Annotated in this window: 18 protein-coding genes; 11 read left to right on the top strand and 7 right to left on the bottom strand. The window is 33.4% G+C overall.

The features are described 5' to 3' along the window. The first annotated feature begins 51 nt into the window (after positions 1-51). The 11 genes from udk to P8625_RS07295 all read left to right on the top strand — a co-directional run bounded on the left by udk (position 52) and on the right by P8625_RS07295 (position 14,878). Entirely contained in the window at positions 52-657 is a 606-nt protein-coding gene (gene udk / locus P8625_RS07345; RefSeq protein WP_279652928.1) for a uridine kinase, read from the top strand. Then, positions 658-978, top strand: coding sequence for an FtsB family cell division protein (locus tag P8625_RS07340; RefSeq protein ID WP_279652807.1), 321 nt, complete (start codon positions 658-660; stop codon positions 976-978). It abuts the gene before it with no gap. After that, positions 975-2,321, top strand: a complete 1,347-nt coding sequence (locus P8625_RS07335) for a methylmalonyl-CoA mutase subunit beta (RefSeq protein WP_279652806.1) — start codon at positions 975-977, stop codon at positions 2,319-2,321. The genes P8625_RS07340 and P8625_RS07335 overlap by 4 nt, the downstream gene beginning before the upstream one ends. Next, the gene (locus P8625_RS07330; RefSeq protein ID WP_279652805.1) at positions 2,314-2,967 is read left to right on the top strand and encodes a hypothetical protein; all 654 of its coding nucleotides are present in this window, start codon (positions 2,314-2,316) and stop codon (positions 2,965-2,967) included. The genes P8625_RS07335 and P8625_RS07330 overlap by 8 nt, the downstream gene beginning before the upstream one ends. After that, positions 2,960-5,023, top strand: a complete 2,064-nt coding sequence (scpA, locus tag P8625_RS07325) for a methylmalonyl-CoA mutase (protein ID WP_279652804.1) — start codon at positions 2,960-2,962, stop codon at positions 5,021-5,023. The genes P8625_RS07330 and scpA overlap by 8 nt, the downstream gene beginning before the upstream one ends. A 5-nt stretch (positions 5,024-5,028) precedes the next feature. Continuing rightward, complete coding sequence (locus P8625_RS07320; RefSeq protein WP_279652803.1) at positions 5,029-5,907, top strand: phosphatidylserine decarboxylase; 879 nt, start codon at positions 5,029-5,031, stop codon at positions 5,905-5,907. Between the two features lie 106 nt (positions 5,908-6,013). Further along, positions 6,014-9,157 (top strand): cytochrome c biogenesis protein CcsA, encoded by a 3,144-nt coding sequence (ccsA, locus tag P8625_RS07315; RefSeq protein WP_279652802.1) that lies wholly within the window; start codon positions 6,014-6,016, stop codon positions 9,155-9,157. Positions 9,158-9,217: 60 nt separating this feature from the next. After that, positions 9,218-9,733: a DUF2892 domain-containing protein gene (locus P8625_RS07310; RefSeq protein WP_279652801.1), complete on the top strand. Its 516-nt coding sequence runs from the start codon at positions 9,218-9,220 to the stop codon at positions 9,731-9,733. A gap of 61 nt (positions 9,734-9,794) precedes the next feature. Beyond that, positions 9,795-11,702: a polysaccharide biosynthesis protein gene (locus tag P8625_RS07305; protein ID WP_279652800.1), complete on the top strand. Its 1,908-nt coding sequence runs from the start codon at positions 9,795-9,797 to the stop codon at positions 11,700-11,702. Between the two features lie 28 nt (positions 11,703-11,730). After that, positions 11,731-12,498 carry a polysaccharide biosynthesis/export family protein gene (locus tag P8625_RS07300; protein WP_279652799.1) on the top strand — a complete coding sequence of 256 codons (768 nt, stop codon included), beginning with the start codon at positions 11,731-11,733 and terminating at the stop codon, positions 12,496-12,498. 7 nt (positions 12,499-12,505) lie between these two features. Then, positions 12,506-14,878 (top strand): GumC family protein, encoded by a 2,373-nt coding sequence (locus P8625_RS07295; RefSeq protein ID WP_279652798.1) that lies wholly within the window; start codon positions 12,506-12,508, stop codon positions 14,876-14,878. Between the two features lie 171 nt (positions 14,879-15,049). Here the strand turns inward: P8625_RS07295 and P8625_RS07290 are convergent, their stop codons facing one another. The 7 genes from P8625_RS07290 to P8625_RS07260 form a co-directional block, all read right to left on the bottom strand. Beyond that, complete coding sequence (locus P8625_RS07290) at positions 15,050-15,598, bottom strand: 5-formyltetrahydrofolate cyclo-ligase (protein WP_279652797.1); 549 nt, start codon at positions 15,596-15,598, stop codon at positions 15,050-15,052. A 4-nt stretch (positions 15,599-15,602) separates the two neighbouring features. Beyond that, positions 15,603-15,968: an MmcQ/YjbR family DNA-binding protein gene (locus P8625_RS07285; RefSeq protein ID WP_279652796.1), complete on the bottom strand. Its 366-nt coding sequence runs from the start codon at positions 15,966-15,968 to the stop codon at positions 15,603-15,605. Positions 15,969-16,059: 91 nt separating this feature from the next. Then, a complete protein-coding gene (locus tag P8625_RS07280; protein WP_279652795.1) occupies positions 16,060-16,458 on the bottom strand; it encodes a GNAT family N-acetyltransferase in 399 nt (132 codons plus the stop codon). Beyond that, the gene (locus P8625_RS07275; protein WP_279652794.1) at positions 16,459-17,070 is read right to left on the bottom strand and encodes a DUF4230 domain-containing protein; all 612 of its coding nucleotides are present in this window, start codon (positions 17,068-17,070) and stop codon (positions 16,459-16,461) included. Positions 17,071-17,229: 159 nt separating this feature from the next. Then, positions 17,230-18,609: a sugar porter family MFS transporter gene (locus P8625_RS07270; RefSeq protein ID WP_279652793.1), complete on the bottom strand. Its 1,380-nt coding sequence runs from the start codon at positions 18,607-18,609 to the stop codon at positions 17,230-17,232. A gap of 64 nt (positions 18,610-18,673) precedes the next feature. Continuing rightward, complete coding sequence (locus P8625_RS07265; RefSeq protein WP_279652792.1) at positions 18,674-20,161, bottom strand: glycoside hydrolase family 30 protein; 1,488 nt, start codon at positions 20,159-20,161, stop codon at positions 18,674-18,676. 23 nt (positions 20,162-20,184) lie between these two features. Continuing rightward, positions 20,185-22,743 (bottom strand): Ig-like domain-containing protein, encoded by a 2,559-nt coding sequence (locus P8625_RS07260; protein WP_279652791.1) that lies wholly within the window; start codon positions 22,741-22,743, stop codon positions 20,185-20,187. Between the last annotated feature and the right edge of the window lie 108 nt (positions 22,744-22,851).

The following is a 22,851-nucleotide window of genomic DNA, read 5'->3' as shown; positions in this document are numbered from 1 at the left end:
TTATTTTAGTAAATTTGTCACAACGTTATTATACAACACTTAATGAAAAATATATTTGTTATTGGTATTGCTGGAGGTACAGGAAGTGGAAAAACCACGGTTGTAAACCAAATAATTAACGAACTTCCAGCCGATGAAGTTTGTGTAATTTCTCAAGACTCATACTACAAAAAAACCGATAACCTTACGTACGAAGAACGTACTAAAATAAATTTCGATCATCCGAGAGCAATCGACTTTGACTTAATGGTTCAACACATTACCGACTTAAAAAACGGTAACATTATAGAGCAACCTGTATACTCTTTTGTAGCGCATAACAGAACTAAAGATACTATTAAAACTCACCCAAGAAAAGTTATTATTATTGAAGGAATTTTAATATTTAATAGCGAAGAACTTCGTAACTTGTGTGATATTAAAGTATTTGTACATGCCGATGCCGACGAGCGTTTAATCAGACGTGTAAGAAGAGATATAAAAGAGCGAGGTAGAGATGTTGATGAAGTTTTAAACCGCTATCAAAGCACTTTAAAACCAATGCATCAACAGTTTATCGAACCCACTAAAAACTATGCTGACATCATCATTCCTAATGATAGATACAATACCGTTGCGATAGATATTGTAAGAACTGTAATTAACGATCGCTTGTAAATGAATTTGAAATCATTAAAAAATAAATCACCCTTTAAAATTGCTACCAATATTTATGTGGTCATACTCTCTGTATTTGTAATATGGATGCTGTTTTTTGATGAAAATTCGTATCTCACACATAGAGAGTTTAACAAAGAAATTGACGAATTAAAGAGTTGGATTGAGTACCATGAGAAGAAAATAAAAAAAGACAAGGAAACCATACAGCAACTTCAAGACTCTCTGCAACTAGAACGCTATGCTAGAGAAAAATACTTGATGAAAAAAGAAGACGAAGATATTTATATTATTGAATTTGATACCATAAAAAAGCAATGAGCAACTATTTATTTGACGAATTTCAAGGTGTTACACCAGCCGAATGGAAGCAGAAAATACAGGTAGACTTAAAAGGTGCCGATTATAATGAAACGCTATTGTGGAAAACAAGAGAAGGTATTTCAGTAAAACCTTTTTACACCAAAGAAGACAGAAACAATAGCAACGTCAACACTTCTAACAAAGGTTTTGCTATTTGTCAATCTATACACATCGAAGACGAAGAGAAAGCAAATTTGGTTGCTATTGATGCACTGCAAAGAGGAGCCTCTGCTCTTAAATTCATAGCTACAAAAGAGTTTGACTATAAAAAACTTTTAAACGAGATTGCTATTCAAAACACAACCTGCTATTTTTCATTTGAGTTTTTATCCTCAGAATTCATCACAGAGTTAGCTCATTTTATAAATTCTGAAAACTGTTACTTCAATATAGATATTATAGGTCATTTAGCCAGCTCAGGAAACTGGTATGCAAACCTTAAAAACGACCATACACAATTAGAAGAAATAACAAAAGCAACAGAAAATGCTATAACTGTAAATGCTTCAATTTATCAAAATGCAGGAGCAACTATTGTGCAACAATTAGCGTATGCACTAGCACACGCAAATGAATATTTGAACCACTTCGGAAGTGCTATGGCAAAAAATATTCATTTTAATTTTTCAGTAGGAAGCAATTACTTTTTTGAAATAGCTAAGCTCAGAGCCTTTAGAATTTTGTGGGATGCCCTTTTAAAAGAATACCATACCGAAGCTACCGCTCATATTTTTGTACAACCTAGCCTACGCAACAAAACCTTGTACGACTACAATGTAAACATGCTTCGCACCACTTCAGAGTGCATGAGTGCTGTTTTAGGAGGGGCAAACACCATTGCCAATAGCGCTTACGACACTATTTTTCATCGACCGAACGAATTTGGAGAGCGTATTGCAAGAAATCAACTACTAATTTTGCAACAAGAAAGCGAACTAGCAGAAGCTCAAAATATAGCCGACGGAGCCTACTACATCGAAACCATTACCCAACAACTTGCTCAAAAAGCTTTAGAAGTTTTTAAATTGATAGAAAAAGGAGGCGGTTTCTTAAAACAACTAAAAGAAGGCATTATTCAACAAAAAATAAAAGAAAGTGCCGATAAAGAACAACAATTATTTGATACAGGAGAACTAGTTTTGTTAGGAACAAACAAAATTCAAAATGAAAACGACCAAATGAAAAACGACATAGAAGTATCTCCTTTCTTAAAAAGTCGTAACGAAAAGACCCTAATTCAGCCTATTATTCAAAAACGATTAGCCGAAAAGCTCGAACAAGAACGTTTACAAAATGAGTAGGAAACTAGTGCATATAGCTGTTTTAATTTCATTCCTTTTTGGAGTACTAACCTTAAATGCTCAAAACTTAAGTGACATTCCAAAAACTGGGCTTATTAAATTGATGGTTGATTCATTCGAGAATCAAATTTGCAGTTACTATTCAATTGAAAAAGAAAATTCTAATGAAGCTTTTTTTAAGTATGTTAATGATTTTAGAGCCAATAACATTAACTTTAAAGAGATTACATCAAAAGAAGAATTAGAGCTTTTAGAGGTTTCAAACAAAACTTTAAAGGACTATATCTGGATAACTAACAAAGAAAAAAACGAAAGGTTTTTTAAAAATTACGAAGAAGAAAATCAAATACAAATAATTGAAGTTAATGACAGTAGAGAGAAGAACACAAAAGAACCTTTACATACAAATGAGGTAAGTGTAAATTATTTTGATGAATACTCAAATAAACTACTTGAAGAAACAAAAGTCAAAGATTTAAAAGAAATACTCGCAACTCTTAAAGAAATGCCAGATACTTCTCCATATACAACTTCTTTTTCCTTTACATACTTAAATAAAGAAAGCTATAATGACTCTTCTTTGAAAACCTTTATAGCGTTCGAATTGTACTACACTGTTTTAAACATATTGAACAAAAATGAGTAGAAAAGATATATCAAATATTCAAATAAACAACGGCCAACAACTAACAGTCAAGAGTTATAAACACGAAGATTTTGTAGCGGGTATTGCACCTAACTTACGTGGTCCTTATTCTACCATGTATGTTCGCAGACCTTGGACCATTCGTCAATACGCAGGTTTTTCTACCGCTGAAGAAAGCAACGCTTTTTATCGCAGAAATTTAGCCGCTGGTCAAAAAGGACTTTCCGTAGCTTTTGACTTAGCTACACACAGAGGATACGACTCAGACCATGAACGTGTACAAGGCGATGTTGGAAAAGCAGGTGTAGCTATAGATTCTGTGGAAGATATGAAGGTGCTATTCGACCAAATTCCACTCGATAAAATGTCGGTTTCTATGACCATGAACGGAGCCGTTTTACCAATCTTGGCTTTTTATATTGTAGCAGCAGAAGAACAAGGCGTAGCCCCTGAACTTTTATCAGGAACTATTCAAAACGATATTCTAAAAGAGTTTATGGTGCGGAACACCTATATTTACCCACCTACCCCATCGATGAAAATTATTGCCGATATTTTTAGATACACTTCTGAAAATATGCCAAGATTCAATTCCATTTCTATTTCAGGATACCACATGCAAGAAGCTGGTGCTACGGCAGAAATTGAATTGGCATATACGTTGGCAGACGGATTGGAATACATTAAAAAAGGACTCGAAGCAGGTATGGATATCGACACCTTTGCTCCTCGCTTGTCTTTTTTCTGGGCAATTGGGATGAGTCATTTTATGGAAATCGCCAAAATGCGAGCAGCTAGAATGCTATGGGCTAAATTGGTAAAACAATTCAATCCGAAAAATCCTAAATCACTAGCCTTAAGAACCCATTGCCAAACCAGCGGATGGAGTTTAACCGAGCAAGACCCTTTTAACAATGTTGCTCGTACGGCAATTGAAGCCATGGCGGCGGCTTTTGGAGGCACCCAAAGCTTGCACACCAATGCCTTAGATGAAGCCATTGCCTTACCCACCGATTTCTCTGCACGCATTGCTCGTAACACGCAAATATACTTACAGCAAGAAACTTATATTACCAAAACCGTAGACCCCTGGGCGGGAAGTTATCACGTAGAACAACTTACGGAAGAAATTGCGAACAAAGCATGGGAGCTTATTCAAGAAGTTGAAGAATTAGGAGGGATGACCAAAGCGATTGAAAAAGGGATTCCGAAAATGCGTATTGAAGAAGCTGCAGCTAAGAAACAAGCAAAAATTGATAGCGGTCAAGATGTTATTGTGGGCGTGAACAAATATCAATTAGCACAAGAAGATCCTTTACATATTTTAGAGGTCGACAACGAAGCCGTTCGTCAATCACAAATCGACCGATTAAACGACTTAAAATCAAAAAGAAATCAAGCTGAAGTAGACAAAGCGTTGCATAATTTAACAGAAGCCGCGAAAACAGGTGAAGGAAATTTATTAGATTTAGCCGTAAAAGCAGCCAAAAACAGAGCTACGTTGGGTGAAATTTCTGATGCCCTTGAAGTTGTTTTCGGACGTCATAAAGCAGTACATAAAACCATCTCTGGCGTGTATAGTAAAGAAATAAAAGACGATACATTATTTAAAAAAGCTACTGAATTGGCAGACAAGTTTGCTGACTTAGAAGGACGTCGCCCACGTATTATGATTGCAAAACTAGGGCAAGACGGTCATGACCGTGGTGCTAAAGTAGTCGCAACAGGCTATGCCGACCTAGGTTTTGATGTAGATATTGGTCCTCTATTCCAAACGCCCCAAGAAGCTACCAAGCAGGCAGTTGAAAACGACGTTCATATTTTAGGAATATCTTCGTTGGCAGCAGGACACAAAACATTGGTTCCGCAAGTAATTGCTGAACTCAAAAAGTATGGTCGTGAAGACATTATGGTAATTGTAGGCGGGGTAATTCCTGCACAAGATTATCAGTTCTTATTCGATGCAGGCGCTGTAGGCGTTTTCGGTCCTGGTACTAAAATTGCACAAGCTGCCATTGATATGTTAACTATTTTAATTGATAGCACCGAAGAATAGGGGGTATGCAAATAAAATTCATCGATAGAAAAACAGGCAACATCATTACCGAAACCCCTCCTGGGGAAGGGTATTTGAAATTATTATACAACAATCCGTTTGGTAAAATGGCTTTGTTACCCTTGGTAAAGCGTAAGTTTTTATCCTCTTGGTATGGTAAACTCATGAACAAACCCAACTCTATCAACAAAATAAACAACTTTGTTAAAGAACTGAACATTGACATGAGCGAAGCTGAACGATCTTCAGAAGATTACATTTCATTCAATGATTTTTTCTATCGAAAGTTAAAACCAGGGGCACGCCCCATCGAAGAAGGTTTTGTTTCTCCCGGTGACGGAAAACTATTAGCATTTAAAAGCATTTCAGATATTAACAACTTCTTTGTAAAAGGAAGAAAATTTACTTTAGAAGAGTTTTTAGGCAACAAAGAACTAGCCACAAAACATAAAAATGACTCTTTAATAATACTTCGATTGGCTCCGAACGATTATCATAGATACCATTTTCCCTACGACGGAACTCCTTCTGAAGTAACAAAAATTAAAGGACACTATTTTTCGGTATCACCCTATGCACTAGCAGCCAACTTTACCAAAGTTTTTTGTGAAAATAAAAGGGAATACTGCACATTAACAACCCACGATAAAGGAGATATTGTTGTCGCTCCAGTAGGCGCCACGATGGTTGGAAGCATTATTGAAACGTACACCCCGAATACTGAAGTAAAAAAAGGAGACGAAATGGGCTATTTTGCTTTTGGGGGTTCAACCATAGTTTTGTTAGTTAACAATTCTAGAATTATTATTGATGACGATCTGTTAACCAACACAAAAAACAAGATGGAAACCTTTGTTAAAATGGGAGAACGAATTGGAAAATAACCCTCGCAACTTTAACAATTAAGCTCTTAAAAATGATTGATTTCGTAGGGCGGTTAAAGCTTTAATCCGTAAATTTGCATCGTTTTTACACATAGCTGATTTACCGATGAAAAAAATCTTGAATATTCTCTACTCTACCCGTTTAATGGCTGTTTTGTTTTTGTTTTTTGCCATTGCCATGGGAATTGCCACTTTTATTGAAAACGATTACGGAACCCAAACCTCTAAAGCATTGGTGTACAACACGTGGTGGTTCGAGTTAATTATGGTGCTTTTTGTGGTTAATTTTTTCGGAAATATTTTTAGATACCGACTGTACAAAAAAGAGAAGTGGTCTGTTTTACTATTTCATTTGGCATTTATTTTCATTTTAATCGGTGCTGGAATTACTCGTTATATAAGCTATGAGGGACTCATGGTAATTGATGAGGGTGAAACTACGAATACTTTTTTTTCAGATACCAATTACCTTAATGTTGTTATTGATAATAATGAATTTCAAAGAGAATACAACAATAAATTATTATTATCTGCTTTAGGAACAAATTCAGCAAACTTTACCGAATATTTCAAACCCAAAAATGATAGTATAAATCATAAAATTGATTTCAAGCTGGTAAACTATATCCCTTGGGTTGAAAAAAAGTTTATGGAAGATGAAAATGGTACCGAACACATTTTGTTTGTAGAAAGTTCAAGCGGAAGTAGACACGAGCATTATATTAAAAGTGGAACAGTACAAAATATTCATAATATATTAGTTGCTTACAACTCAGAAAAAAGTGGCGCTACTATTAATATATTTAAAAGAAATGACACGTTAAAAATCATTACAAAATCTGAAGGTAATTTTCAGGTAATGGCTACTCAAGAAAAAGGTTTTGTAAAAAAAGATACTATTCAAAACTTTAAACTACGCTCACTTTACAATGTAGCTGGTTTACCATTTGTAGTTCCACAGTTCCCAGTAAAAGGAGAAGTAAAAACGGTTAGCGGCAAAAAAGACCCTAAAAAATTTGATATGGTGGTTTTTGATGTGACTTCTGAAGATAAAACAGAACGTGTAGAATTAATCGGAGGGCAATTCAATGTCGATGGAACAAAACAATTTAGTATTGGCGACTTAAACTTTAGAGCTTGGTATGGGTCAAAACTCAGAAAAACACCTTTTAGCATCAAGCTAAACGACTTTCAGTTAGAAAAATATCCTGGTTCAGAAAGCGCTGCTGCTTATGCAAGTGAAATAACAGTCATCGCTCCTAACGAAACTTTTGATTATAGAATATTCATGAATCATATTTTAGATTACCAAGGATACAAATTTTTTCAGTCAAGCTATAAAATTGAAGATGAGTATGAGCAAACACATCTATCGGTAAATCACGATTTTTGGGGAACGCTGGTTACTTACATTGGATATTCTCTATTATTCATTGGCTTAATTAGTTCTTTGTTTGCAAAAAACACACGTTTTGACCATTTAAAAGAATCGTTGGTGAAAATCCGAAATAAAAAGGCCAAACTATCAGTTATTGCCATATTATTTTCTTTAATTAGTTACGGTCAGCACAAAGCTCACACGCCCAAACAAATTACTGAAGCACAGATTGATTCTATTTTAACCGTTAACAAAGTAGATGACAAACACGCTGCGCTGTTTAGTTCTTTGGTTATTCAAGATGCTGGTGGACGTATGAAACCTGCACATACTTTTGCTTCGGAATTGGTTCGGAAAGTAGCACATAGCGGTACTTTCAAAGATATGGATCCTAGCCAAATCTTACTTTCTATTACAGAAAATCCGATGCTTTGGCTGAATGTTCCTTTCATTTATTTAGAAAAAGGAAACACACAAATACGAGAAATTTTAGGTCTTCCAGAAGATACTGAATATGCACGCTTTTTAGATTTCTATAATGAAGATGGCTCTTCAAAAATTAGCACACTAGTAGCTGAGGCTCAAAAGAAAAGAATTCAGAATAAATTTGAACAAGACGCCATTAAGATTGAAAGAAGAGTTTGGTTGTTATCGCAAGCCATAGGAGGCGGTGTACTTCGTATTTACCCTATTCCTAATGACGAAAACAACAAGTGGGTGTCGCAACCAGAAACACTGCATGCAAACTTTAAAGGAACAGATTCTGTTTTTGTACGTCAGTCGTTACCTGTGTATTTACAATTACTACAAGCCTCGAAAAAATCAGACGATTACACAGAAACGAACAAAGTTTTAGACGGAATTAAAAAGTTTCAACGAAAGTTTGGAGCAGAAGTTATTCCTTCAAAAGATAAAATCGATTTAGAAATTGCTTACAATAAGTTGAACATTTTTGTAAAGCTATCTAAATACTACGGATATGTAAGTCTGTTTTTAATTGTATTTGTTTTCTTGCAAATTTTTAATACTAAACCTTGGGTAAACACAGTCGTAAAAGGATTGATTGGAGTTGTTATTTTCTTGTTTGTTTTTCACGTACTAGGGCTGGCGGCTCGTTGGTATATTAGCGGAAATGCACCTTGGAGTAACGCTTATGAGTCTATTGTTTTTGTCGGCTTAGCCACCATGCTGTTTGGGTTACTATTCGGAAAAAAATCATCCTTAACGATTGCTGCCACCACATTTTTAGTGTCTATTATTCTGATGTTTGCCCACCAAAATTGGCTAGATCCTGAAATTGCCAACTTGCAACCGGTATTAAATTCTTGGTGGTTATATGTACACGTTTCTATAATTGTTGCTGCTTATGGTCCTTTCTTTCTAGGAATGATTCTTGGAGTGTTTGCTTTGTTCTTAATCGTTTTTACCAACAAAAACAATAAAAGCAAAATGGATTTACACATCAAAGAGTTAACTATTATAAACGAAATGGCACTAACTGTTGGGCTAGTTATGTTTACAGTTGGTAACTTTTTAGGAGGAATGTGGGCTAATGAAAGTTGGGGGCGTTATTGGGGTTGGGACCCTAAGGAAACTTGGGCTTTAGTTTCTATAATGATTTATGCTTTTGTATTACATATGCGATTAATACCTGGTTTGCGAGGTAGATATACGTTTAATTTAGTATCTATCCTTGCTATTTCATCAATCATGATGACGTATATGGGTGTGAATTTTTACTTATCTGGATTACATTCTTACGCAAGTGGTGACAAAGTAGTAACTCCATCATCCGTATATTACTCTATAGCTTTTGTAACTATTTTAGGAATTCTAGCATGGGTAAAGAACAAAAAGTATTACAAGAAGTAAATTGGCAGTTTTTCTACTAAAAACTGTATTTTTGCAAACCAATAAAAAGAAAAAACAATTATGTTCAATAAAAATATAAAATTAGTTCTAGCAGCTTTAACAACGGTATGGTCGGTGTATGAATTTACACAAGGACATATTATGAATGGAATATCTTTACTTTTACTTGCAGGACTGTTTGTTTTATTTTATTTCAAAAATGAGTTTATTCTTTTGGCTTTTTTACAATTGCGTAAACAGAATTTTGAAGGAGCTCAAAAGTGGTTAGGATACATTAAAAATCCTGCTACTGCATTAACTCAAAAGCAAGAGGGGTATTATAATTACTTACATGGTATTATGCTGTCTCAAACCAACATAACACAAGCGGAAAAGTATTTGAAGAAAGCTGTTAAATTGGGGTTGTCTATGGATCATGATTTGGCAATGGCTAAATTACAGCTAGCAGGTATTGCCATGACGAAACGTCGTAAAAGAGAAGCTACAAACTTAATGGCAGAGGCTAAAAAACTAGACAAGCACGGAATGCTTAAAGAGCAAATGCAATTAATGAAACAACAAATGAAGAAGATATAGTACTTATCTAAGTTTTTTTCATTTTATATTTTGTAATTTTGTCTGCTAACAAAAAACATCAATGATTAGAAGTCTATTTTTAAAAGCTTTTGATAAGTACGCTTCAAGATGGCTCGTTTTAATTATAGATATTACTTTAGTTTGTATATCTTTTGTTCTTGCTTATGCAGTAAGGTTTAATGCCAGTTTAAATTTTGATGTGCATAACCTTTATTTACAAATTCCTTTTATTGCCATTATTGCTCTAATCAGCTTTTTAATGGTTGGTTCTTACAAAGGTATCATTCGACATACAGGTACTAGAGATGCATTTAACGTATTCTTAGGAGTTACTCTTATCTCTCTTATTACCACTTGTTTTGTACTGTTAAATAATGTTTTTAATTTATTTTCTGGTTTTACCATTCCGAAAACAATTATAATCATTCACTATTTAATTTCTGTACTTATTCTTGTTATTAGTCGTTATATTTTCAAAGCTTTTTATGAAATCATTTCTACAGAATTAAAATCCATTACCAATGTTTTAATTTATGGAGCAGGAGATTCAGGATTGGTAACTTATGGCGCTTTAAATAGAGATACAAAAAATAAATATGAAGTAGTAGGTTTTATAGATGATGACCCGAAGAAAGTTGGAAAAAAAATAGATAGAATAAAAATTTACGAAGGAAAGTGTATCAATAAAAGTTTTATTGAAGAAAAGAGTATTGATGAGATTATTATTTCTATCCAAAATATTAAATCTGATAAGCTCTTGTACCTAACCGATAACCTATTAGCTTTAGGGGTTGAAGTTAAAATTGTCCCTCCTTTGTCTAAATGGATTGGAGGCGATTTAAACGCTAATCAGATTAAACAAGTTAGAATTGAAGATTTATTAGATAGAAAACCTATTAATATTGACAACCCTATTGTAAAAAGAGATGTAAATAATAAAGTTGTTTTGGTAACAGGTGCTGCTGGCTCTATTGGCTCTGAAATCTCACGTCAATTAAGTATTTATAACCACAAACATTTGGTACTAATAGACCATGCAGAATCACCTTTGTATGATCTTCAGCAAGAATTAATTCAAAAAGGGCGTCAAAATTTTACGCCAATTGTTGCAGATGTGCGTGATGAAAAAAGAATAAATCAAATTTTTGAAGAATTCAAACCTCAAAAGGTATTTCATGCTGCGGCTTATAAACATGTTCCCCTAATGGAAATGAGTCCTTATGAAGCTGTGAAAATAAATATTGGAGGTACAAAAAATATAGCTGATTTATCAATAAAACACGAAGTTGAACGTTTTGTTATGGTATCTACAGATAAAGCTGTAAACCCGACAAACGTTATGGGAGCTACTAAACGTGTTGCTGAAATGTATATAAGTTGCCTAAGCAATTCTAGTAATCATGTTACCAAATTCACCACCACTCGTTTCGGTAATGTATTGGGGTCAAATGGTTCTGTAATACCTCTTTTCAAACGTCAAATTGAAAATGGTGGTCCTTTAACAGTGACACACAAAGATATTACTCGTTACTTTATGACCATCCCTGAGGCATGTAGATTAGTTTTAGAGGCAGGTACTATGGGGAATGGTGGTGAGATATACATTTTTGACATGGGGAAATCTGTAAAAATATATGACATTGCAAAAAGAATGATTTATTTATCTGGTTTGCAATTTCCTGATGATATTGATATAAAAATTACTGGTTTACGACCAGGTGAAAAATTATATGAAGAACTGTTAGCTAATGGAGAAAACACCACTCCTACTTATCACGAAAAAATAATGATTGCTAAAAATTTAGAGATAGACTATAGCACCATTAGTAATAAGATAAGAGCTTTGTGCTTGTCAAATCAAAATCATGATAATGAAAAAACTGTTCATTTAATAAAAGAGATTGTTCCAGAATATAAATCAAACAATTCTATATACGAGAAGTTAGATACTATTACTACTAAAAATTAAATTAGTATTTTCGCCAAAAATTCAATCAATGCAAAGATTTTCAAAAATTGTTCTAGTTTTAATCACGCTATGCATCACTTCTTGCGCCGCAAGAAAGGATATTGTATATTTCCAAAAAGATGAGGTTAATCAATCTCAAGCTAACACAACCTATAAAACTATTTTCAAACCAGATGATTTACTTTTAATAACCATATCTGCTTTAGATATGGAAGCGGTAAAACCATTTAATTTGCCAGTAGTTGCTTTTTCTACAACTACCGATAGAGCTGTTGGAACACCACAGCAACAATCGTATTTAATTGATAATGATGGATTTATTGATTTCCCTATTCTTGGAAAAATAAAACTAGGTGGTTTGTCAAGACCCGAAGCTATTGATTTACTTAAAAGTAAACTGTCTCCTGATTATATTATAAATCCAACTATCAATATAAGAATTACCAATTTTTCAATTACTGTATTAGGTGATGTAAAAATGCCAGGTAGGTTTACCATTCCTAACGAACGAATATCTGTGTTAGAAGCTATTGGTTTAGCTGGTGATTTGAATATGTCGGGGATTAGAAACATTGAAGTCAAAAGAGAAGAAAACAACCAAATAAAAAGTTATCAGCTAGATTTACGCTCTAACAAAGTTTTCAATTCTCCTGCATATTATCTGCAGCAAAATGATGTAGTGTATGTAGAGCCAAATAGATCTTCATCACAAGATGCTGCTTATAACAAAAATACAGGGCTATTTATTTCTTTAGGCTCTGTTATTATTTCATTATTAACACTTCTTACTAGATAATATTGCTATGGGTAACGAACAATATACTCCACAGTTACAAGATAACGATACCATTAACATCAGAGCTGAAATTGAAAAATACTTGATTCACTGGAAGTGGTTTGCTTTAGGTATTTTTGTCGCTCTTATTGGGGCTTTTATCTATTTAAGGTATAGCACACCAAAGTATAGCGCTTCTACAACTATATTGATAAAGAATGATAAGAAAGGAGGACTGTCTGAAGAGTTAGCCGCTTTTGAAGATTTAGGTATCGTAGGAGGTTCTAGCAAAAACATTGATAATGAAATTGAAATTATCAAGTCCCGTAAACTCATTAAAGATGTTATTCTGAATTTGAAATTAAATATTTCATATTTAACAGAAGGTAGAATAAAACAATCTGAGGTTTATACCAACACTCCCATTATTTTTAAGCAACTTGATTCTATTTCTGAATCTTTTTATGAAACGGATACTATTTTTAATGTTGAAATTTTATCTAACGACGAATTTCATTTGAAAGATATAGAGCATAATATTATTTCTAAAAACACATTCAATGAAGTAATAAGCAGTGATAAATTAGGGAGTTTTAAAATTGAGAAAACATCTGAGTTCACCAAAGAAAAGACAGGAGACAACATCAAGATTAGTATTACTCCTCTCAACAAGATAATTGATGCTTTGCAGGAAAAAATTACTATTTCTCCTATCAGTAAAAAATCTAGTGTTTTAAGATTAACTCTTGAATCTGTAGTAAAAGAAAAAGCAGAAGATGTTTTAGATGAACTAGTAAGACAATATAATTTAGATGCTATTGATGATAAAAAGCAAGTTTCTCAGAGAACAAGCGATTTTATTGCCAGCCGTTTGAAAAGTGTGGCTAAGGAATTGGGTAGACTCGATGATGATGTTGAAACATTTAAAGATAAAAATAACATTACTGATATTCAGTCAGAAGCACAATTAACGCTTCAAACGAATACTGAAAATCGCAAAAAATTAATTGAAGCTTCTACAGAATTAAGTTTAGCGAAATCACTAAACAAAGAGTTAGATAATAACGATTATCTACCTGCTAACTTAGGGGTATCTGATCAAAATATTGGAAATTCTATCAATGAATACAATCAACTGTTAGCCCAACTAAAACGTTTAGAAAAAACTGCTGGTGCGAAAAATACAGTATTAATAGATGTTCAAGAAAATATAAATAGCTTGAGAAGTTCATTAAAAAGAAGTCTTCAAAATACTGTCAACTCCTTACAAATAAAGGTCAATAATTTACAACGTGAGGCTAGTAGATTCGATACAAAAATTTCTTCAATTCCTACGCAAGAAAGAGAATTTTTAGATATTGCACGTCAACAAGAAATCATTGCAGGTTTATATTCTTATCTACTTAAAAAGAAAGAAGAAACAGCTATCTCTCTTACAGCGACAGCTGTACCCAACGCCAAAATTATAGATAAGGCGTATGGCTCTGACATTCCTGTAAGTCCTAAAAGAAAAATAATTTATCTAGCTGCTTTACTACTCGGGTTAATTTTTCCTTTTATAATTATATATATAAGAGACTTGTTAGACACTAAGATTCATACAAGAAAAGACATAGAAGATTTAACTTCTATTCCTTTCTTAGGAGATATACCCCACTCAGAAACTAAAGAGAAAATTGTAATAAATGCTGGTGCTCGATCTAGTACTGCGGAGGCATTTAGGTTAATTAGAACCAATCTCGATTTTATGCTCCCAGCTAATGATGCGCAAAGAGCTAAAACTATTTTTATTACTTCAACCACCAGTGGTGAAGGAAAATCGTTCCTTTCTATAAACTTAGCTGCTTCTTTATCCTTATCAGGTAAAAGAGTTATTTTGGTTGGAATGGATTTAAGAGCACCAAAAATTACTGAGTACCTAGAAATTCCTGATAGAAAAGGTATTACTAATTTTATAACAAATAATAGTATTACATTAGATTCTCTGAAGTTTTCAATAGATGAAGTACCAAATTTAGATATTATTGCTTCAGGCGCTATACCACCGAACCCAGCAGAACTACTAATGAGTACTAGAATAGATGAAGTTTTTACCGAATTAAAAGAGCAGTACGATTATATTATTATAGACACCGCACCTGTTAGCTTGGTAACAGATACACTTTTGATAGCTAAGCATGCAGATTTAGTATTGTATGTAAGTAGAGCGAATTATTTAGATAAGCGTATGTTGGTTATCCCTGAAAGTTTATACAAAGACAAAAAATTACCAAATTTAGCGATTGTTTTAAATGACACCAATATAAAACGTGGTTATGGATACGGTTACGGATATGGTTACGGGTATGGCTATGGTACAAATTACGATGAAGTTAAACCATGGTATAAAAGAATATTTTAAGTAAAAGAGGAAACTGAAAAACATATTCGGAATACACCCTAGATTTTAAGATTAAAAATAGAAGGCACTTTCAGAAAAAGCCTGCTTTTTGAAAGTGCCAAATGATTTGAAAACAGAGGCAGCAGCATCTCCTCATTAAACACATTTCTCAAAAGGGTAGTTTTATACTTTTTATTTTGGATAGATTACTAAATCTAAAGCAATATCAAATTCATGAACATCCTCTATTCTTTCAATAGGGGAGAAGAAGTTAAGCCCAATAGTTTGCGTGTCTTTTCTGCACTCTGATAAAAACCGATCGTAAAACCCTTTTCCGTAACCAACACGATAGTTTTGCTCATCTGAAATTAATAAAGGAACAAAAACTAAGTCGATATCTTTTACATGAGCTTCCTCTGCGTCTACAGGTTCTGGAACTCCAAATTTATTGAGGTGTAATTTGGTGTTTTCTTCAAGATAGAAATGAGTAAGGGAATTCGTATTAAAATTACAACGACTTACGATAATTCTCTTTCCTTTTTCTGTAAAATAGTTAATGATAGGCTTGGTGTCTATTTCATTAAATTTTCTCATGGATAGAAACAAATGAACGGTGCGAATATCATTCGTTTTTAACTCGAATATTTGTTTATAAATATTTTTCTGTAGTTTTTCTTTTTCTAGTGGTTTAAGCGCATTTCTTTTTTGCTTATATAATTTTCTTAATTCAGTTTTAAGCATTTGGTTATAATGATTTCAATTCTTCTTTTAGTTTTTTTGTCAATCCTTTAACCACAAGTTCGTAAGAATGGTCAATTAATTCAAAAGCAAAAGCATCAGAAACATCGTTGTTTAGGGTAACTGTATTCCAGTGTTTTTTACTCATGTGAAATCCAGGGTTAATACCATCGTATTCAGATCTCAGTTCTAAAGCTCTTTCAGGGTTACATTTTAAGTTAATTTTTGTTTCGCCCTGTTCCCATCTGTCTAATCCAACCAGCGCAAACATTTTTCCCATTACCTTGAAAACTAAGGTAACTTCGTCGAAAGGAAAATGTTCGGTAACTCCTTTCTTTGAGGTGCAATAGGTATGTAGTTGTTCTATATTCATGCTTATACTGATTTTACATTAACTAAATTTAAGCAATTAAATTTAAAGCAGTTGAAAACTGATAACCAGCAATTTGTAATTAAAAATTACACTATAACAAGCGCTCCATCAATCTTTCAGGGTGGGCTAGCTCTGTAAATTCAAAATGTTTATATAAACCATGAGCATCACGGGTTTTAAGCAACCAAGTTTTACAAGTAGCCAACTCGGGAGCATGTATAATTTCATGCAGTAGTTTTTTTGAATATCCATTACCTCTGTATTCTGGTAGAATAAAAACATCCATAAGGTAAGCAAATACAGTATAGTCAGATGCTACTCTGGCAAAACCAATTTGTAATTCGCCATCATATATTCCAAAACAAAGGCTATTTTTTATAGTGTTTTCTACTTCTTCCATAGTTCTACCCTTCGCCCAATAACTATTGGTTAAGAAAGAATAAATGACATCAAGTTGTAGTTTTGATTTTTCTTTGGAAATGCTAATCATTTATTCGATTAAATTTTGAGACGATTTGGGAATTTCTAACGCTGAATAATCTAACTTCCATCCGATAGTTTCTACTAAGTTTTGCATTAAAGTAACGGCTTCTAAAGCCTCTTTATTCGCTATTTGCATTAAGTTACTTTCAGGTATTTTTTGTAGAATATGTTCTTTAGCTTCTTTATTAACTTCGGTTAAATCTTCTGAACTAAATTTATTAAGCAATCCGTTTTGAATATCGTAAAAACGTAAATTGGGTTCAACAGAAAATACTTCTGGTTGCGGAAACTCTGATAATATTAACACCTTCTTTTGGGTATCGGTGTGCATTTTTATTTTTCTAAAATCGAAACCAATATGCACTTTAGCGTTTATTAAAATAATGGCTTTTTTCTTGCTAGTAATTAATCCTAAAAATTTCTCTTTAGTATTTTGGTGATGGTATATTTCGGCAAATTCACCTTCAACTGTAATGAGTTTAGATACTTTTTTAATTTTATCTAATAACACTACCGATTGTTTTTCGGTTAGGTTTTTGCTTTTTGCAGAGGTAAATTTTCTTAAAACATAATAAGATATAACGGCTCCTCCAGCCAATCCTAAAAAAAGTAATTCCATAAATACGAATTTACATAAAAATCTTATAGCGATGAAAAAGAGCGGCAAAAGAAAAAGACTTAAGATTTACTTAAGCCTTTTACTTTTGAATTTTAGAATAACAACCTAATAAGCTGTCACTTCAAAAAATAATTTTAAAATATAGTTTACTAAATTTCATTACTCCCAAATATCTTCTAGCTCTTCTAACGTCTTACCTTTAGTTTCTGGAATCAATTTGTAGGTGAAAACAATAATTACGAAAATAAAGAAGATAAAAATAAAGTAAGGTAAAGAGCCATTCCAAAAACTATTGTTGTTTACATCGCTACCTACAACAATTGGAAAAGATTGTGAGACTATATAATTTGCAGCCCATTGTGCAGCAACAGCAACAGACATGGCTACGCTTCTAATTTTATTAGGAAACATTTCTGATAGCAATACCCAAACCACGGGTCCCATTGATAATGAAAAGGAAGCTATAAATATTAAAATTCCAATTAGCGATGCAACTCCTACTGTTTGTTGTTGTAGCGTAACGCCCAATAATAAGAAACCTATAATCATACCAATACTACCAATATATATTAGAGGCTTTCTTCCAAATTTATCTACGCTAAACATGGCAACTAGTGTAAATACTACATTTATAAAAGCCAGTAGTATTTGCTGTTTTAATACATCTTCTTGCCCGAAACCTAATGCTTTTTCAAAAATATCTGCACCGTAATATAGCACAGCATTAATACCCGTAAACTGTTGTAATGCTGAAAATATTGTTCCAATGGCAATAATTACCAAAATCGATTTTGAGAAGTAATTTATTTTATTAGTGTCTGTGCTTTCATTTTTCAATGAAGCTTTAATTTCTTGAAGATCTTTCTTAACAGTCTCTGGGTCTTGAATTTTTTCTAATACCTTGAGTGCTTCTAGATATTTACCTTTAAGGCATAACCACCTAGGGCTTTTAGGAACAAAAAATAGTAATAAAAGAAATAAAGTACTGGGAATCAATTCGGACCAAAACATGCGTTTCCATCCAAAAGCAATATTTTCTGATTGAGTTAACTCATTTCCAATAAAATAGGTAACTAAGAATACACTAAAAAAACCAATAACTATTGCTAGTTGGTAGTAGGTAACCATTTTACCTCTTATTGAGCTAGGTGAAATTTCAGCAATGTACATAGGGGCATTCATAGAAGCAACCCCAATTCCTAAACCGCCAATAATTCTAAAGAAAACTAAGACAGAAACAGTTTCTGGAAATATATCAGGCAAACCAGAGCCATAGGCTGAAACGGTAAATAATGCAGCTGAAATAATTAATGAGTTTTTTCGACCTATTGCAGCACTTAACTTGCCTGCAATGATGGCGCCAACAAAGCAACCTAATAAAGCACTACCAACAACCCAACCTTTTAACGAATCGCTTAGTTCAAAATACTTGCTTAAATAAAATTGAGCACCATTGATAACTCCAGTGTCGTAGCCAAATAAAAGGCCACCTAAAGCAGCGATTACAGTTATTAACAATAAGTATGATTTTTTTTTCATTTTTTAGTTGTCTGTTTTAGATAAAAGGTTGAAACGTTTTAATTTATTAACTTCAAAGGCAAAGTTAATAAATTATTGTTTGCATTGTATGTGGAGCTATCTTATAATCGATTTTATACTCTCCGACGATTAATTTATAATCAATAGGATCGTCTGTTTTATTCATAACGACAGTGATGATTTCGCCATCTGGATTTTGAAAAGAGGTGCTTTCAAGCGTACTTCTACTTACCGTGGTACTGATACGTTTTGCCTTTGGTTTTATGAATTTTGAAAAATGACCTATATAATAATAACTTGGTGTATAAATAAGCTCATTTTTTTGCGTATCTGCATGGATTGGTGCGAAACAAAAGTTTTGTACATGATTTGGTCCTCCGTTTTCATTTAATAATATATTCCAATCAGTCCAACCTACCGTGCCGCTATTAAAATCGTTAATCATGGAGTTTCCATAACGTTCTGCATTCGACCATCTTTGGTAGTGCTCTGGGTCAAATTTTTCTTGACAACCTTCGGTAAATAACAGTTTTTTATCTGGATAAGATTCTGTTATGTTTTTTAAATTATCATATTTTGGATCTCCACCAGTCCATGTTTCATACCAATGAAATCCAATTCCCCAAGCATATTTAGAAGCTTCTGGATCTTCAAAAATAGTGTTTGCTCTATGAGATATTAAGTCTCTGTTATGATCCCAAACCACAATTTTTTTATCACCAAAGCCATTTTTTTCAAAAGTAGGGCCTAAGTTATTCTTTAAAAAGTCACGCTCTTCTTCGGCAGTGTAAATGCAAGACTCCCAGCGTTGCGTAGCCATTGGTTCGTTTTGAATAGTAACTCCCCACACAGGAATATCTTCTGCTTCGTAAGCTTTGATAAATTTCACAAAATAATCGGCCCATGTTTGGTAATATTGCGGCATTAATTTTCCGCCTTGCAGCATATTTTTATTCGTTTTCATAAACGCAGGTGGACTCCAAGGACTCGCGTAAAACACAAAATCATTGCCAATAAGTGCTTGCGCACGTTTTATCATAGGAATACGTTTTACTTTGTCTTTTTCTATAGAAAAAGTTTTAAGTTCTCCATCTCCTTCTTCAATATAGGTAAAACTTCCTAAGCCAAAGTCGGCACTATGTATACTAGTTCTTATAATATTGTAATTAATACCATCTTCAGTAAAATAGGCGTTTAGTAATTCCTCTTGTTTGTCGGCACTTAATTTTGAAAATACCTCAGAAGAAGCGTCAGTAATGGCACCACCGATACCTAAAAATTCTTGAAATTGTTTTTTAGGATTAACGAAAATGGCTATCTCTGTTTCTAAAGGCTGTGTAGCACTAGTAAACATAGTATTAGGTGAAAGAGATAGCCTTTCATTAGTTCCTTCTGATGTGGTGTATACTTTAACTTTCTTGTTTTTCAGTTTTATCGAATCGTCTTGTTTAATTTCAGAGCTGGCTAAAGGTTTTTTATCATCGTTTGTATTTGTTGCACAGCTACTAAGTAATACAAAAGCTATCGAAAATTTTAAAAACACTATTTTCATATTCAAATTTTAAAAGGAAACTATTAATTATTAATCAAAACTTTTTTAGAAACAACCTCTCTGTCACTATTAATGTTTACAATGTAAATACCATTACTTAAACCAGTTGTATTAACGATGAACTCTCCAATTCCTTTATCATAATTTAAGGTTTTAACTTTTTTACCAAGGATTGAAAAAATGTTAACCTCTACACTATCTTTAAAAGGAGATTTTAGAATTAGTTCATTTCTAGAGTTTTTATAAATTGAATACGTTGTATCCGTTAGTATTGTGTCTTGACTTGCTGCTTTACCAGATACAGAACTATACGAATTACAGGTTATGGTATTTAACGATGAGTTGTATGTTAAAGATTGATGCGTAATATTATCTACACAGAAAGTAAATGAAATAGGGTCTCCAGTTGTACTACTAGTTGAAAAATTAACAATACCACCAGGACCAGTATTACCTGTTACGGTTTGAGAATAATCTCCTGAAAAAGTACCCGTAACAGTGGCTGATGAAACAGTATTACCATTTTCATCTAGCACAAGTACTTGAGCGGTTCCTTTTTTATTTTTACCGTTGCTAGTTCCTAAAGTAACATTTGACACATACATTGCAGGACCTTGTCCCGTAGTATTTTGTACAGTGATACTTGCTGAATTGCTTACGGTTGTAGCACCATTATTATCAATGGCTTCTGCAGTAAGGGTGTAGTTTCCTTCTGATACATTATTCCATGTAAAACTATAAGGGCTTGTAGTATCTGAACCTAATAGGTTAGTTCCACTATAAAAATTAACTTGCGTAATAGTTCCGTCGGAATCACTAGCATCTGCAGTTACATTAATATTTGATCCTGCTACAAATGAGGATCCGTTAGTAGGCGATGTTAGCGCTACGGTAGGTGGGTTATTACTTGTTGCATCTTGTACACTAATACTTATTGGATTGCTAACAGTTGTAGCTCCTTCATTATCAACAGCTTCTGCTGTAATAGTGTAATTACCCTGAGCAACATTACTCCAAGTATAAGAGTAAGGACTAGTGGTGTCTGATCCTAATAAAGTTGTTCCCTCGTAAAAATTAACTTGAGTTACAGACCCATCAGAATCACTAGCATCAGCTGACAATAAAATATCAGAAGATGGTGTGAATGAGGCACCGTTTGAAGGTGAAGTTAGTGCTACTAATGGTGCGTTGTTTCCAACTGGTGTACCATCAATAGACCATTTAAAACTTGCAACAGCTCCATTTGGAAGTGTATAACTAAATGATTTACCTCCTATCCTTACTCTAAAACTTGAAGATCCTCCCGAGTCATTTAAGGTTATTAGAGAAATAGTATTGTCTGGGTTTAAGAAAGCTACATTTTGTATATCGGTAATATTAGATTCTATTCTTTCAGCATTAGGTTGTACAAACTTGCTGATATGACTAATGATGTAATATGATACATTTCTTGTAAAGCTTACACCGTCATTACCAACGGTAATAGCACCTAGGCAGTCATCACAGCCTCCTGGGGTTCTCGGACCATATTCTGTATCTGTTGCCAAGTTCCATTCTATTACTGTTTTCGACCAGTTACGTGTTGAACCAATAACAACATTCTTTAGATGCCAATTTAAGTCTCCTCCAAAACTTCCGTTTGCACCAGTATATTGTTCTGTAAAATATACATTTTTTCCAGTGTCTTCTTTTACTTGTGACATAGCTGATATTTGTGCTCTTCTATCATAAAGGTGAAAGGCAGCACCATCAACATAAGGGCTACTATTTAATACTTTAGTAGGATATCTTGGGTTGTCACAGTTATGATCGTAAGCGATAATCTTGGTATTATAACCAGCGTTTACAATGGCGGGCCCCAAATGGTTGTTAATTAGGTTGATTTGTTCATTTTCACTCATAAACATACTTGGTTCATTATTGGTGTTTAATGGTTCGTTTTGGGGAGTAATAGCCCAAATATCAATACCTTGTGCCTTCATGGCATCCAAATATTTAATGAAATATAATGCATAAGCAGCATAATATTGTGTATCGAGTCGGTCACCTATCCAAGTAGGATTTGTTTTCATCCAAATAGGTGCTGTCCATGGAGTGGCTAAAATTTTGATATTCGGGTTGATACTTAAAATCTCTTTGAGTACAGGAATCAAATAAGTTTGATCTGGTCCTGCAAGAGAGAAGTTTGTCATGTTCACATCACCAGGAGTATCATTGTAAGTATATACAGAATTGCTTAGATCTGATGCCCCTATACTAATTCTAACAATAGAAACAGCGTTGTTTGATGGGTCGTAAAGTTCTTTTAATAAATTGGTTCTAACGGTTGAGTTTAAACTCATTAACACCTCTGCACTACCTTGTGTTAACATAAATCCAAACCCATCTAATGATTGGTAAGTATTATTAGGATTAAGGTCTATAACATTCGTTCCTAAACCATCATCGTTTACAAAAGACACATCTGACTGCTGAGTTAATTTTTGAGATTCATCACCTAACGTTAACCATGAACTAACCGTTTGAGGTGTCATGGTTTGATTAAGGAAAATAATAATTAATAGAGTTATAAGTTTTTTCATCTTAAAATTTAGTTATGTTTTTTTTCTAAAAATAGAGTAGCAAGCATGAGCAAGAGTAACCTACTTTTTAAGTAACTTCTCTCGTATTAAGAGCTATAATAAGTATGC

The organism is Tenacibaculum tangerinum, from assembly GCF_029853675.1.
GTDB lineage: Bacteria > Bacteroidota > Bacteroidia > Flavobacteriales > Flavobacteriaceae > Polaribacter > Polaribacter tangerinum_A.
This window is presented reverse-complemented; position numbering and strand designations above follow the sequence as displayed.